Raw genomic sequence first — 14,033 nt, forward strand, 5'->3', positions numbered from 1 at the left:
ATTCCGAAAAATGCTATTTTTGAGAAGTCATTATTTCAGACGAATGACCTCTGACGAAAAAAAAGCATTTTTATTGTTGAAGGCAGTTATCTTCCACTATCACGGTTTGGACGAAGAAGAAAAACGGATATTGGAAGATACTGCTGCCTCTTTAGCAGCAGAGGCAGAACTCAAATGGGCCACGCAGTTTATCGAAGAAGACTACTACAATGCCTTCGATCGTGCGCGCGTTTTCCTGCACCCAATCATGTCGCAGTTAGATAAAAGTAAGCGACTGTATTATCTCAATTCAGTTTGGAACGCCAATAATCGAAAGGGCTACATTAGCGAAATGGAAGCCATTGCCATGCTCAAACTTGCTCAGGACTGGCAAATCGAGCGCGAATTACTGGAAATGATTCGCAAGTAAGGGTAATCATCCTATTTTTGCACTTCATACTTTGCTCTTTACCCTCATGCAAGACCGGATTAAAGAACTTTTGGGCGAAATTGAAGCCTTCGCCATCAGCAATAAAGAAGAACTGGAACAGTTCCGTTTGCGTTATATCGCCAAAAAGGGCGTAGTAACGGCGCTGTTTGACGAACTGAAAAACGTTCCCGCCGAAGAAAAACGCAGCGCAGGGCAGTTGCTCAATCAACTTAAAGACGCAGCGATGGAAAAACTCAAATCTAAAACTGCTGAGTTGGAAGCAACCGCGATGGCTGCTGCCGCCAAACCGCTGGATTTGACGCTGCCCAACATTCCCAATGAGTTGGGAACGATTCACCCGCTTACCCAGGTTTGGGAACGCATCGTGGAAATTTTCGGGCGCATCGGTTTCAACATAGAGGACGGGCCCGAAATTGAAACCGACTGGAACAACTTCACCGCGCTGAACTTTCCTGAAAATCACCCTGCCCGCGAAATGCAGGACACGTTCTTTATTGAGGGCAAAGAAATTTTACTGCGCACCCATACGTCCAATGTGCAAATTCGCTTAATGAACAAACAACAGCCGCCGATTCGCAGCATCATGCCCGGGCGCGTGTACCGCAACGAGGCGATTTCAGCGCGCGCGCACTGTATTTTCCATCAGGTAGAGGGCTTGTATGTAGATAAAAACGTCAGTTTTGCCGACCTGAAACAAACGCTGTATCATTTTGCCAAAGAATTATTCGGAAAAGATACGCAGGTGCGTTTCCGCCCTTCGTATTTTCCGTTTACCGAACCAAGCGCGGAAATTGATATTTCCTGCGGTATGAATCGCCCCGGCACTTGTGCGCTCTGTGGCGGCAGCAAAAACATCTGCAAGGGTACGGGCTGGGTGGAAATCGGCGGTTCGGGCATGGTACATCCCAATGTGCTGGAAAATTGCGGCATAGACCCCGAAGAGTTTACAGGTTTTGCTTTCGGTATGGGCATTGAACGCATTACGATGCTCAAATACCAAATCCGCGATCTGCGCTTGTTTACCGAAAACGATACGCGCTTTTTGCGTCAGTTTGAGACCTTGTAAGCCGATGATCGGTTAAGTAGTTATGTACTAAGCATACCCTGAAGAGCATACATAAAAACAGCCTGACAGATCCGATCCATCAGGCTGTTTTTATTATCATGTACTCGTGCGTCGAAGACTACCGGATGAACAACAGTTCGCGATACTTTGGAAACGGCCACATGTCATCTGGGATAGCAAGCTCCAGTTTATCCACATGGTAGCGAATTACATCAAAAAATGGTTTTACCTTATCGCAGTAATCAATTGCTCGGTGGTGTGTATCCAGATTGTTAGCTGCCTTTCTTGCCTCAATCATCGCATCAACATTTGTTTTAATTGCGTTGACATGTCTGGAAATATCTTTGATGAGGTCTATCATGTAGGTAGCTTCATCCTTCAGCCCAAGCTCATGCAAACCTTTAACGTTGGCAATAATCTTATTCTGGAATTCCAGCGCAGCAGGAATAATCTGATTCATGGCAAATGTACCCAATGCGCGAGACTCGATCTGTACTTTTTGAGCGTAGTTGTGTAACATCACATCTACACGGGCTTCCAGTTCTATCTCGCTGAAGATACCGTTACCTACAAGCACTTGACGCGATTTTTTACTCAGATATGACTCTAGTGCGTGAGGAGTAGTTTTGATATTAGATAAACCGCGTTTAGCTGCTTCTTCAACCCACTCATCGCTGTAGCCGTTGCCTTCGAATCGGATGTTTTTAGATTGCTTGATGTACTCGCGCAATACGTCAACAATTGCTACTTCTTTTTTCTTGCCTGACTCAATTTGCGCATCTACCTCAACTTTGAATTTTTTCAACTGATCAGCTACAATAGTATTGAGTATGACTAATGCCGTTGCACAATTGGCAGAAGCGCCAACAGCGCGGAACTCAAATTTATTGCCTGTAAAAGCAAATGGAGATGTACGATTGCGGTCGGTATTATCCAACAGGATTGGCGGGATTTTGTCAATACCGAGTTTCATGTACATATTATCGCCTTTGTCAATTTTAATATTGCCGTTGTGTTCCAATTCGTCCAGCACTTCGGTCAGTTGTTCGCCAATAAATACAGACATAATGGCGGGGGGGGCTTCGTTAGCACCCAGTCGGAAATCATTGCCCGCAGAGGCAATAGAAGCCCTGAGCAAATCGGCGTTTTCATATACCGCCTTGATGATATTGACAAAGAAGGTTAAGAACTGAAGGTTTTCTTTGGCTTTGGAAGTAGGCTGCAATAAGTTTACACCTGTATTTGTAGCAAGCGACCAGTTATTGTGCTTACCGCTGCCGTTGATGCCTGCAAAAGGCTTCTCATGGAAAAGCACCTTGAAATTGTGGCGCTCTGCCACCTTTTCCATAATATCCATCAACAGTTGGTTATGGTCGTTTGCGAGGTTGATCTCTTCGAATGTAGGTGCACACTCGAATTGGCTTGGTGCAACCTCGTTGTGGCGCGTGCGCAGGGGAATACCGAGTTTGTAGGCCTCAATTTCCAGATCCTGCATGTAGGCACGTACGCGCGAGGGAATAGAGCCAAAATAATGATCTTCCAATTGCTGCCCCTTGGCAGGCGTATGCCCGAAAAGCGTGCGACCAGCCATTACTAAATCAGGACGGGCAAAATACAAGGCGCGGTCAATCAGAAAATATTCCTGCTCTACGCCGAGCGTAGCATGAACATGCGTAACGTCTTTATCAAAATATTCGCAAACGGCAGTAGCTGCCTTATCAATCAGGGCCAAAGACTTCAGTAAGGGTGCTTTGTAGTCGAGCGCCTCACCTGTGTAGGAAACAAAAATGGTTGGAATACAAAGTGTTTTGCTGCTGCCATTTTCAATGATGAAGGCAGGCGACGAAGGATCCCATGCAGTATATCCGCGAGCCTCGAAAGTATTGCGAATACCGCCGCTGGGGAAGGAAGAGGCATCCGGCTCCTGACGGATAAGCGCACTACCCTTGAATTTCTCCAGCGCTTTGCCGCCTTCGGTAGGTTCAAAAAAAGCATCGTGTTTTTCTGCTGTAGCACCTGTCAATGGTTGAAACCAGTGGGTATAGTGAGTAGCTCCGCGCTCCAAAGCCCACGTTTTCATGGCTGCCGCAACCGCATCGGCAAGCACCTCATCTAAGCTTTCACCTCTTTGTGTATATGCCTTCAGCTTTTTGTACATATCCAATGAAAGATAGGTCTTCATCGCGTCATCACCAAATACGTTGAATCCGTAGTAATCGGATACCTTTTTAGAAGGAGCGGCTACGTCTGCAATGGTACGTGAAGTGGCTTGCTCCAAAGCAATAAATCTTAGTCTAGACATTGTTGGGTTTTGTTAACAGGTACAGATTTTTACTTGATTTGCGAAAATCAATATGCGATTTTAAGAAATTGCATTCAAATTTCAGCATAAAAAAATAAAAAAGTGGTCTTTTGCGACACTTTTCCTCAAAATTAATAGTTTGGCTACAGGTCGTATCTCGGATAGGGCCGTTGTCGTTTGAGCGGAAAGTTTCTAAATAGTTTTTGCAGGGACAGCCGCACGTTTTCATACGGATTGTCCGCATTGCCAACGGCAGCCCCCTGCCATACAGGCTTCTTAGACGTGCGTTCAAATAGGAATAACTCTATCGTACCTTTCGACTCGGTAATTATTTGCGTCTGTCGTTGATTCCATGGATTCATTATGCCCGGCCCCCAGAAAAAGGGATCGTAAAAACCCCACATAGGCATCATCCCCCATGCGGGCGGCATTGTACTTACTTGTTTCTGCGAAACCTGCGCATTAGACTTAAAAGATACCAGCAAGTCAGGCGCAGTTGTATCCGCTTTCAGTCCGCGTGCTTCCAACTCTTCCTGAATGCCGTAAATCATTTCATTTTCAGCAAGTAAACTTCCATACACCCGCTCGCCGGGCGGCCGCTGTAAAAATGCAAAAGTCTTATAACTCGCAAAATCAACTGTGTCGTCTTTGCGTACATACACCTTCATCGGGCTACTACAGGCCGCAATCAGCAGCAACAATGCTGCAATTGCTGCATAGATATTTTTGCTTTTCATGGATGTCTTCTTTTTGAGTTTTGCTATTGTTACGAAAATCGAGAGTTGTCAGATGCAGGCTGCTATACAGGCACTGTAATTTCCCCCTTCAAGTAGCATACTGCGTGTCCGCCGATGCGCACGCGATCGCCATGCAACTCGCAGAATAACTCTCCGCCCCGTTTAGAAATCTGACGCGCAAACATTTTACTCTTTCCCAGTCGTTCCGCCCAATATGGAATCAGCGTGCTATGCGACGAACCTGTCACAGCATCTTCACTGACCCCTGTGCGCGGCGCAAAGAAACGCGAAACAAAGTCCACGTTTTTACCGGGCGCAGTAACAATAATACCCAACACATCTAATTTGGCCAACTCATTGAATTGTGGTGTCAGCGCAGCAACCTCTTCCTCAGTATCATAGACACATAAGTAGTCGCGGGAGCGTAGGATATGTTGCGGGGCAGCGCCCAAACCCGCAATCAGCCCGGGAGGATACTCAGCAGGCTGCGGCAGACGACTTGGAAAATCCAATTCTAAATAATTAGACTTCCGATATACCTTTAGCAAACCACTTTGTGAATGAAAGTGCACATAATTATTAGGGCATTCTAACTCATAAAGGATCACATGAGCGGCAGCCAGCGTAGCATGCCCACACAGGTCCACTTCTACTTCGGGGGTAAACCAGCGAATCTCGAACTCTCGCCCACGTGGGACAAAAAAAGCGGTTTCCGCCAAATTATTCTCCGCAGCAATCGATTGCATTACGGACTCAGGCAGCCATTGTTCTAATGGACAAACCGCCGCAGGATTACCTCCAAATATCTTATTAGTAAATGCATCTATCTGGTAAATCGGAATTCTTTGCATGGCCATCCTATTATTTTCGCGTAATTTGTGAAATCAAACACGAAACAACAAATGATTATTGAAATTCAGCGCATAGATAATGCCTTCCATATGCAGGCTACGAATGAGTCAGGGAAAATAGTAGAAATAGACGCTGCCCCCTCTATTGGTGGCCACGATGCAGGTATGCGTCCTATGCAAATGGTATTAGCAGCACTGGGCGGTTGCTCTTCAATAGACGTGATTAATATTTTGAAAAAACAAGGATATAACTTACAAGATATTCGTCTGATAATCAATGCTAAACGAGCTGAAAATTGCACGCCTGCGGTGTTTACCGAAATTCATATACACTTCATCCTGACAGGAGATATTCCTGACGAAAAGGTAGCGCGCGCAATTAGTTTATCGGTTAATAAATACTGTTCGGTAGCTGCTATGCTGCGCTCAACAGCTGCCATCTCGTATAGCTTCGAGTTAATACTAAAATGAATCATATACTATGCAGTTTTTATCCCGTAAGGATTGCCTATTGAAACCAACTCTGCCCTCCTCTTTCTGCTCCGTAGGGGCTGTGCAGGTAATTTACGAAGCTCTCATTGGAGTAATGGAAGAAGAGGGCAATGATTGCACTACCGATATTAAACCCCTCTGAGATGATTGACCCATCATCCAATTCATATAAAACAAAAAAGTCCTTTCAGAAAAATTTCCCGAAAGGACTTGGTGCTGTACGCAAAACAGCACTACTTTTTGTTGTACTTTTTGAGGAACTTCTCAACACGCCCTGCAGTGCCAATGTATGATTTTGCACTGCCTGTATAAAATGGATGAGAATATGAACTAACCTCAATCTTTACCAAAGGATAAATTTTACCGTCTTCCCACTCAATCGTGTCTTTTGTTTCAACAGTAGAACGGGTAAGGAATTTGAAGTTGCTTTGGGTATCCAAAAACACAACCTCGCGATAGTTTGGGTGGATGTCTTTTTTCATGACTTTATGAACAATGGAATGCTTCCGACTCCGAGTTTTGAAAACAAGCGCAAATTTAGATATATTGCGCTAATATTCAAAATTTTATCTCTGATTATCCCTTTTTAGGTATTTCGCAGAACTCAAGCCAATAACCATCCGGATCTGTAACAAAAAACTGAAGCACTCCATCCGGTCGTGGCTTTACAGGCGTGTGGCTAATATGCTGCGCTTTCATATAATCGGCAGTTTGGATAATATCTGATACAGCAAATGCAATATGCGTGGCTCTGCTGCCCCACAATGGATTTTCTTGCCTGCCCTCTATCAGATGTAGGGTTTGCCCCTTTCCCAGGTCAAACCAAGCCCCTTGAAAATCAAAAGACGGCCGTTCAATCTCTGCCAATCCAATAATCTCTTTGTAAAAACCGCTACTAACATTCACATCCGCGACATGCAGTGAGATATGATCTATTCCGCTGATAATCATGCAAATACTAAATTAAACCTGGCTACAAGTCTTGTGATCTGTACAATAAAAAACCACTCCATGTGTGCGGAGTGGTTCTTATTTATTTCGCAAATAAACTTACTTTGCAAATTCTTTCTCTAATTCAATGCTTTCATTCTCATGAGGTAAGTTTGACTCAGGAGTAGCAGAGAATGGTACAGTTTGAGGGATGAAGTCCTCTTTAGCACCAGGCTTGCTGTAGTCGTAAGGCCAACGATACACTGTTGGAATTTTGCCAGGCCAGTTTCCATGTTGAGGAAAACGAGGCGTAGTCCATTCCAATGTATTGGATTTCCAAGGATTCTCAGGTGCAAGACGACCTTTATACATCGAGTAGAAGAAGTTGAACAAGAAGATCAACTGAGCAGCCAATGTAATAATAGCTGCTGTGCTGATGAATGCATTCAGATCAGAGAATGTGTTGAAAGCATCAAAATTAGTCCATGAATAGTAGCGACGAGGAAAACCGGTAATGCCAAGATAGTGCATTGGGAAGAACACCATATACACACCTATGAAAGTGATCCAGAAGTGTACATAACCGAGTTTCTCATTCATCATACGTCCAAACATCTTAGGGAACCAATGATAGATACCTGCCAACATGCCAAAGAATGATGCAGAACCCATCACGAGGTGGAAGTGAGCTACTACAAAATAAGTGTCATGCAACTGAATATCAATAGCACTATTACCCAAAGCAATACCTGTTACACCACCGGAAATAAAGAAGGATACCAGACCAATAGAGAACAACATTGCAGGTGTAAATACAATATTACCACGCCACAAAGTAGCCAGATAATTGAATACTTTCACAGCAGACGGAACTGCAATGATCAATGTGAGGAACATAAATACAGTACCTAAGAAAGGATTCATACCTGAAACGAACATGTGGTGCGCCCATACGATAAATGCTAGGAAGGTAATCGCTAACAAAGATCCGATCATCGCACGGTATCCGAAAATGGGCTTGCGAGAGTTTGTAGCAATGATCTCAGACGTAATGCCCAATCCGGGCAACATTACGATATACACCTCAGGATGTCCAAGAAACCAGAACAAGTGCTGGTACAATACCGGACTACCACCCATATTGTGTAAAGGCTCACCATTGATGTAGATCTCAGACAAATAAAAACTTGTTCCAAAACTGCGATCAAAAATTAGCAACAAAGCCGCTGCAAACAGAACAGGGAATGATAGGAGACCCAGTACAGCTGTCAGGAAGAATGCCCAAATAGTCAAAGGCAACTTAGAGAAAGACATGCCGTCTGTACGCAGATTGATCACAGTAGCAATGTAGTTAATACCACCAAGCAAAGAAGACACAATAAACAAACTCATACTTACCAACCAGAGGGTCATACCTAAACCCGAACCAGGCATTGATTGAGGCAAAGCACTCAACGGAGGATAAACTACCCAGCCACCACTCGCAGGACCTGTTTCAATAAACAGAGAAATGAACATGACCACGCTTGATAGGAAGAAAAACCAATAAGAAAGCATGTTCATAAATCCTGAAGCCATGTCTCGCGCTCCGATCTGCAATGGGATGAGGAAGTTGCTAAATGTACCACTCAAGCCCGCAGTCAGCACAAAGAATACCATGATCGTACCGTGCATGGTAACAAGCGCAAGGTAAAAGTTTTGATCCAACTTGCCCTGCGTAGTAATCCAGTCTCCCAGTAGAGGGCGCAAGAACTCCAAGTTTGCATCAGGGAAACCTAATTGCAAACGGAAAAGAACAGAGAGAATACCACCAATGATTGCCCAGAAAATACCTGTAAGCAGGAATTGCTTGGCAATCATTTTATGATCTTCAGTGAAGATATACTTGGTGATAAACGACTCCTCATGATGGTGATCGTCATGATGATGGTCATCATGTATATTCTCACCGACCGGCTTGTGTAAATCAATATCTACTGTTGCCATAAGAGATAAGTATTAAATAGTAGAAAATTATTTCTGGTTGAGAAGTTGTGCTAACTCCTTGGTATCTTCCAAGTTAAGCGTAGCAATATAATCAGCATTTTGCTTAGCCCAAGGTTCTTGTTCAGCATACCATTTTTCAAACTCTTCAGGTTCTGAAACAACGATGACCATTCGCATAGCAAAATGACCTTGACCACAAATTTCTGTACAAGCCAACTCGTAATTAAAGTTTGGATTGTTCAACTCACGACGCATCTCTTCGGTCGTTTTTGTAGGCGTAAACCAGAAACTGGTAGGCATACCTGGAACTGCATCCATTTTAACACGGAAATGTGGCATGAATACGCTGTGCAATACATCGCGCGCACGAATTTTTAGTAAAACGCTCTTTCCTTTAGGAATGTGAATTTCGCGTGGAATAAAGTCATCAAAATTAGACTTATCTGCTGCGAAGTCCATGCCGAGTTGGTTAGTAGCATCTATCTTACGGAAGTCGTGCTTACCAATCTTACCATCTTTGCCGCCGTATCGCACCATCCAGTTAAATTGCTTTCCTACAATCTCTACTTGCACACTATCATCAGGAGCAGGTGAAGTAATATCGCGCCATGCTGACCACCCGGTCAATACAAGTACTGTCAGCACGATAGCAGGAACTACTGTCCAAGCTACTTCTAACTTCGTATTATCGGGCCACCAATAGGCTTTGCGATCTTTGCGATAACGGAAGAAGTAAGGGGAAATAAATAAGATAACGTGTGTCAGGAAGAACACAACAAATGTTATTCCTGTTGTGATCCAGAACAGTTGGTCGGTGACCTTACCATGTTCAGACGCAGCTTCAGGTAGGAAACTTTCACTAGCTTTTCCGGAGTACCAGAAAATAAGCCCAAACCCTACAAAGAAAAACAGCACAAATAATAAGCTGTTTACCGTATTACTAGTACCTGCACGCTTAGCCTGAATCCCTTTCGCAATTTCTATCAGAGAAAGGATGCGATAGATCAAAATAAACACTGCAACTACCAGAATACTTCCTGTCAAAAGAATAAGACCTGTCATGTTGCTTTATCGAATAAAATTAAATACTATTCTATCTACAATGTGTGCAGACAAAAAGTTTTTCGACTGCACACATTTTTTAAATATTATGATGTAAACTCTCCTGTAGCATTGGGTGATTCTTTGCTACTAATGGAGCCTTAGTAAGTGCCTGAGCAATTACGTAAGCAAACATTGAGCAGTAAATCAGTGCCAAACCAATCTCAAGCGGGCCAAGTCCGCCATTCTCCTTCAATGTACCTGGGGTAACCATTAGATAAAAATCTAACCAGTGTCCAATGATTACCGCGTAGCAAACGATTTTCAGAATTACTGCCTTGCGTTTCGCATCTCGAGTCATTAATGCGAGAAACGGAAAGAAGAAATTCAGGAATAGGTTGATGAAAATAAACTTAGCATATTGCTCACTACGCAGACGCTCGACGAAATAAATCGTCTCTTCAGGAATGTTTGCATAATAAATGAGCAGGAATTGACTGAACCAAATATACGTCCAAAATACGCTAAATGCAAATACGAACTTACCCAAATCATGTAAATGGCTTTCGTTAACTGCTTTCAGATAACCGGCATCTTTCAGGTAAAGTACCGCCAGCGTAATAGCTGCTAATCCTGCAACGAACCAACTTGCAAAAGTGTACCAGCCAAACATAGTACTGAACCAGTGTGTGTCAATAGACATTACCCAGTCCCATGCAGCCATGGAGGTAGTTATCGCAAAGAAAATGATGAACAGCGTAGAGATCACTTTCATCTTCCAAAAGCGATGTGTTCCTCCTTCTATGTCTTCGGCTAACGAATTTTTACGCAGAAAGTGATAAAATATATACCAGCCCAAGATAAAAATAAGCATACGGCTGATAAAAAAAGGCATATTCAAATATGCACCCTTACCTGCGATGATATAATCGAAATTAGGACTATTAGGATCCATCAACGACTTATCTGTCCAGTGGAAAATCTCGTGATAGCCCCATGCAAATGTTGCGACCAAGAGTACGGCAGCGTAAGGCAGGAAACTTCCAAATGCCTCAGGCACACGCTTCAATATAGCAGACCAGCCTGCATGAGCAGCATACTGAATCGCAGTAAAGAATATACCAACAATTGCTAGACCGATAAAGAATACACTATTATGCCAAAAAGTTACTTTCAGACGATTAGTCCAATGGTAGGCGTGTCCATGGTCGTGCCCTTCAGCTACTGTAACAAACTCTCCACTATTTGCCAAGGCATGACCCTCGTGGCTATGCGAGTCTCCGCCAAAAGCCAGCAACGCTACCCCTATAACGAACATAATAAGACCTATGCCAAGCACAGTGAAGATAGACTTCTTGGCTGTGTCGGAAAAAACAAATTGTTCTTCTATGTTATGATGATGTGTTTCAGCTTTCATTGCATTGATCATAATTAAAGTCCAACCATCAGCGCTCTGTTAAGATTCGCCCTTTTGCAATTTTTGTACGTAATGAACTACTTTCCAGCGTTCTTCAGGTGAAAGCTGACTCTTATGCGACCACATCCGACCTTTTCCATGTGTAATTACATGAAAAATGTGTCCCTCTGACAAAGTCTTGTAACGGCCAACCGCGTAGTTAGGAATACCTTTGTATTGTTCAGCCACCTTGCCGTCGCCTGCGCCATTGATTCCATGGCAGGCCGCGCAAAAGCCGAGATACAAATGCTTGCCTTCTTCTATTACTTTGCCGGCATCATCTAATGGCACCGGATTTTTCAGGATACGTGCCGCCAAATCAATACTATCCTTGTGCAACTCATAAATTAAGAGTTGCTGATCAGGTGATGCCATCGCTGACTTGGTTACGCTTGAATAGTTCTGACGCGCTACAACACCTTCTACAGGGGTCATCAGATTGATTTTCTTCTTGCCCTGATAGTCGTTGAAAGGTGCGGAATTGTAATAAGGACTATTCTCATCTACTACCTGGGACAACGGTTCATAAGCAACCGAATGATACATTTGCGGTGCATACTCCACGCCCGGGTCATCACCGCTTGCACCTGTGCAGCCAAGAAGGACGGCACTGACAGCCGCAAACAATGTAATATGTGAAATCTTAAACATGGTTCTAAACGAGCTTAAAATTAACGATGGGTTGAAATTCGGCTTGAACGGGTTACACCGTTAGTAAACAAGTCCACTGCATAGCTAACGAAAGAAGTTGACTTCTCCTCATCAGGAAAATCGCGGCGATAAACCTCTTCAGCATGCGCTTCTTTGAACAAGCCTGAGATTTGTTCTTCTGAAAGAGAGTTTGCAGCCAAATCTACAGCTACAATATGCTTATCGTCCGTTGCGCGAATATCAAATATGCGGGGCACCTTGTAAGGTTTAAGGTCTCTGCTTACTAAGAAAGTACCCACCATACCAAAAGCAGCTAACAGTACGGTCATTTCGAAGGTAACAGGCACAAAATCAGGTACTGCAAGATATGTTTTACCACCAATGATCATGGGCCAGTCTACAGCCATCATATAAACCTGCATTGTGATTGCAAGCGTTGTGCCCAATGCACCGAAGCCAAAAGCGGCTTTCGGCATCCAAGAGCGCTTGTAACCAAGCGCGTGCTCCAGTCCGTGTACAGGATATGGTGAATACACCTCATGTATTTTCACACCTTTGGCGCGCATATCTTCAATGCCATGCAACAAATCGTCATGATCAGCGAATACGCCTATTAAATAATGTTTATCTTTCTCCATTGCCATGATTGATACGGAAGTTTATTTGGCCTCAACTACATTTTCTTCTGCTTGCGGCAGCGGCTCGTTTACTATCGTACGACGCGCACGATAAACTTTTGAATTGCTTTCTTTCAGTACAGACTTCACCTCTGCCATGTTCACCACAGGGAAGAATTTGGCAAACAAGAAAAACAGGAAGAAGAACAAGCCAAAAGTAAACAGGTAAGACATAATGTCGTGAATAGTCGGTGTGAAGTAAACCCAGCTCGAAGGCAGGTAATCGCGATGCAGCGAGGTTACGATAATTACGAAACGCTCGAACCACATACCGATATTTACGATAATGGAAAGGAAGAATGTCCAAACTATACTGGTGCGAATCTTCTTAATCCAGAATAACTGAGGAGAGATTACATTACATGTCATCATCGCCCAGTATGCCCACCAGTAAGGTCCTGTTGCGCGGTTAATAAATGCATATTGCTCGTATTCGACCCCAGAATACCATGCTATGAAGAATTCAGTGGTGTAAGCAATACCTACAATAGAACCTGTAACGATGATAATGATGTTCATCATTTCAATATGCTCTAATGTAATATAGTCTTCCAGACGGTAGACCTTGCGAATAACCAGCATAAGCGTAAGTACCATCGCAAAACCCGAGAAGATTGCTCCTGCAACAAAGTAAGGAGGGAAAATGGTGGTGTGCCAACCCGGAATTACAGAAGTTGCAAAGTCAAAACTTACGATGGTGTGTACAGAAAGTACAAGTGGTGTAGAAAGACCTGCCAAAATCAAAGATACTGCCTCATAGTGCATCCAGTCTCTAGCAGAACCTGTCCAGCCAAAGCTCAATAGTCCGTAAAAGAAACGGGATACGGCTGAGGTAGCACGATCGCGAATAGTAGCAAAATCAGGGATTAGGCCTACATACCAGAATACCAGAGATACCGAGAAATAGGTAGAGATTGCAAATACATCCCACAACAACGGCGAGTTGAAGTTTACCCACAACGAACCAAAGGTATTTGGCAGTGGTAACACCCAATAAGCACCTACCCAAGGGCGACCCATGTGAATAACTGGCCAAAATGCTGCACAAATAACAGCAAAAATAGTCATCGCCTCAGCAGCCCTGTTGATAGATGTACGCCACTTCTGACGGAACAACAAAAGAATTGCTGAAATCAATGTACCTGCGTGACCGATACCAACCCACCATACGAAGTTGGTGATATCCCAAGCCCACTGAACCGTCTTGTTCAGCCCCCAGCGACCGATACCATTCCAAGCTAAGTCGCCGACAAAATAGCCACCTACGCCCAATAAGATAATTGAGACAGCCATGCAGATGAACCACAGATTTGTAGGCTGGTTTTCTACGTGGCGAGAGATGTCATTGGTAACGTCTTTAATAGTTTTACCACCGGTTACCAAGGGTTCCCTTACTTCAGATATAATTTGCATA

The 14,033-nt window shown here is 43.8% G+C and carries 15 protein-coding genes; 4 read left to right on the forward strand and 11 right to left on the reverse strand.

The annotated features are described in order from the left end of the window. The first annotated feature begins 43 nt into the window (after window positions 1–43). The gene (locus tag ACWIP2_RS00700) at window positions 44–409 is read left to right on the forward strand and encodes a hypothetical protein (protein WP_448517964.1); all 366 of its coding nucleotides are present in this window, start codon (window positions 44–46) and stop codon (window positions 407–409) included. 46 nt (window positions 410–455) lie between these two features. Further along, the gene (gene pheS, locus ACWIP2_RS00705) at window positions 456–1,496 is read left to right on the forward strand and encodes a phenylalanine--tRNA ligase subunit alpha (protein WP_448517965.1); all 1,041 of its coding nucleotides are present in this window, start codon (window positions 456–458) and stop codon (window positions 1,494–1,496) included. 118 nt (window positions 1,497–1,614) lie between these two features. Here pheS and ACWIP2_RS00710 read toward each other — a convergent pair whose 3' ends face one another. From ACWIP2_RS00710 to ACWIP2_RS00720, 3 genes are all read right to left on the reverse strand, one after another. Beyond that, window positions 1,615–3,798 (reverse strand): glutamine synthetase III family protein, encoded by a 2,184-nt coding sequence (locus ACWIP2_RS00710; RefSeq protein WP_448517966.1) that lies wholly within the window; start codon window positions 3,796–3,798, stop codon window positions 1,615–1,617. Between the two features lie 143 nt (window positions 3,799–3,941). Next, on the reverse strand, window positions 3,942–4,535 hold the full coding sequence (locus ACWIP2_RS00715; RefSeq protein WP_448517967.1) for a DUF4136 domain-containing protein: 594 nt from the start codon (window positions 4,533–4,535) through the stop codon (window positions 3,942–3,944). Window positions 4,536–4,597: 62 nt separating this feature from the next. Next, entirely contained in the window at window positions 4,598–5,386 is a 789-nt protein-coding gene (locus ACWIP2_RS00720) for a PhzF family phenazine biosynthesis protein (RefSeq protein WP_448517968.1), read from the reverse strand. 51 nt (window positions 5,387–5,437) lie between these two features. On the opposite strand from ACWIP2_RS00720, the gene ACWIP2_RS00725 reads away from it, so the two are divergent. Next, complete coding sequence (locus ACWIP2_RS00725; RefSeq protein WP_448517969.1) at window positions 5,438–5,857, forward strand: OsmC family protein; 420 nt, start codon at window positions 5,438–5,440, stop codon at window positions 5,855–5,857. Window positions 5,858–5,897: 40 nt separating this feature from the next. After that, window positions 5,898–6,020, forward strand: coding sequence for a hypothetical protein (locus ACWIP2_RS00730; RefSeq protein WP_448517970.1), 123 nt, complete (start codon window positions 5,898–5,900; stop codon window positions 6,018–6,020). Window positions 6,021–6,111: 91 nt separating this feature from the next. On the opposite strand, the gene ACWIP2_RS00735 is transcribed toward ACWIP2_RS00730, so the two are convergent. From ACWIP2_RS00735 to nrfD, 8 genes are all read right to left on the reverse strand, one after another. Continuing rightward, window positions 6,112–6,360 (reverse strand): type B 50S ribosomal protein L31, encoded by a 249-nt coding sequence (locus ACWIP2_RS00735; protein ID WP_448517971.1) that lies wholly within the window; start codon window positions 6,358–6,360, stop codon window positions 6,112–6,114. A 94-nt stretch (window positions 6,361–6,454) separates the two neighbouring features. After that, complete coding sequence (locus ACWIP2_RS00740) at window positions 6,455–6,829, reverse strand: VOC family protein (RefSeq protein WP_448517972.1); 375 nt, start codon at window positions 6,827–6,829, stop codon at window positions 6,455–6,457. A gap of 99 nt (window positions 6,830–6,928) precedes the next feature. Further along, the gene (locus ACWIP2_RS00745) at window positions 6,929–8,794 is read right to left on the reverse strand and encodes a cytochrome c oxidase subunit I (RefSeq protein WP_448517973.1); all 1,866 of its coding nucleotides are present in this window, start codon (window positions 8,792–8,794) and stop codon (window positions 6,929–6,931) included. Window positions 8,795–8,821: 27 nt separating this feature from the next. Then, on the reverse strand, window positions 8,822–9,856 hold the full coding sequence (locus tag ACWIP2_RS00750) for a cytochrome c oxidase subunit II (RefSeq protein ID WP_448517974.1): 1,035 nt from the start codon (window positions 9,854–9,856) through the stop codon (window positions 8,822–8,824). Window positions 9,857–9,935: 79 nt separating this feature from the next. Further along, window positions 9,936–11,252, reverse strand: a complete 1,317-nt coding sequence (locus tag ACWIP2_RS00755) for a quinol:cytochrome C oxidoreductase (RefSeq protein WP_448517975.1) — start codon at window positions 11,250–11,252, stop codon at window positions 9,936–9,938. A gap of 39 nt (window positions 11,253–11,291) precedes the next feature. Next, window positions 11,292–11,942 (reverse strand): c-type cytochrome, encoded by a 651-nt coding sequence (locus ACWIP2_RS00760; RefSeq protein WP_448517976.1) that lies wholly within the window; start codon window positions 11,940–11,942, stop codon window positions 11,292–11,294. Between the two features lie 20 nt (window positions 11,943–11,962). Beyond that, entirely contained in the window at window positions 11,963–12,580 is a 618-nt protein-coding gene (locus ACWIP2_RS00765) for a DUF3341 domain-containing protein (RefSeq protein ID WP_448517988.1), read from the reverse strand. A gap of 21 nt (window positions 12,581–12,601) precedes the next feature. Beyond that, window positions 12,602–14,032, reverse strand: coding sequence for an NrfD/PsrC family molybdoenzyme membrane anchor subunit (nrfD, locus tag ACWIP2_RS00770; protein ID WP_448517977.1), 1,431 nt, complete (start codon window positions 14,030–14,032; stop codon window positions 12,602–12,604). Between the last annotated feature and the right edge of the window lies 1 nt (window position 14,033).

It is taken from the genome of Rhodoflexus sp. (assembly GCF_053489755.1).

Bases quoted from the DNA above. Each gene is read 5' to 3' on its own strand.
- ACWIP2_RS00755 (WP_448517975.1), bottom strand. From the start codon at position 11,252: ATGAAAGCTGAAACACATCATCATAACATAGAAGAACAATTTGTTTTT.
- ACWIP2_RS00740 (WP_448517972.1), bottom strand. From the start codon at position 6,829: ATGATTATCAGCGGAATAGATCATATCTCACTGCATGTCGCGGATGTG.
- nrfD (WP_448517977.1), bottom strand. From the start codon at position 14,032: ATGCAAATTATATCTGAAGTAAGGGAACCCTTGGTAACCGGTGGTAAA.
- ACWIP2_RS00765 (WP_448517988.1), bottom strand. From the start codon at position 12,580: ATGGAGAAAGATAAACATTATTTAATAGGCGTATTCGCTGATCATGAC.
- ACWIP2_RS00700 (WP_448517964.1), top strand. From the start codon at position 44: ATGACCTCTGACGAAAAAAAAGCATTTTTATTGTTGAAGGCAGTTATC.
- ACWIP2_RS00750 (WP_448517974.1), bottom strand. From the start codon at position 9,856: ATGACAGGTCTTATTCTTTTGACAGGAAGTATTCTGGTAGTTGCAGTG.
- pheS (WP_448517965.1), top strand. From the start codon at position 456: ATGCAAGACCGGATTAAAGAACTTTTGGGCGAAATTGAAGCCTTCGCC.
- ACWIP2_RS00710 (WP_448517966.1), bottom strand. From the start codon at position 3,798: ATGTCTAGACTAAGATTTATTGCTTTGGAGCAAGCCACTTCACGTACC.
- ACWIP2_RS00745 (WP_448517973.1), bottom strand. From the start codon at position 8,794: ATGGCAACAGTAGATATTGATTTACACAAGCCGGTCGGTGAGAATATA.
- ACWIP2_RS00735 (WP_448517971.1), bottom strand. From the start codon at position 6,360: ATGAAAAAAGACATCCACCCAAACTATCGCGAGGTTGTGTTTTTGGAT.
- ACWIP2_RS00760 (WP_448517976.1), bottom strand. From the start codon at position 11,942: ATGTTTAAGATTTCACATATTACATTGTTTGCGGCTGTCAGTGCCGTC.
- ACWIP2_RS00715 (WP_448517967.1), bottom strand. From the start codon at position 4,535: ATGAAAAGCAAAAATATCTATGCAGCAATTGCAGCATTGTTGCTGCTG.
- ACWIP2_RS00725 (WP_448517969.1), top strand. From the start codon at position 5,438: ATGATTATTGAAATTCAGCGCATAGATAATGCCTTCCATATGCAGGCT.
- ACWIP2_RS00720 (WP_448517968.1), bottom strand. From the start codon at position 5,386: ATGCAAAGAATTCCGATTTACCAGATAGATGCATTTACTAATAAGATA.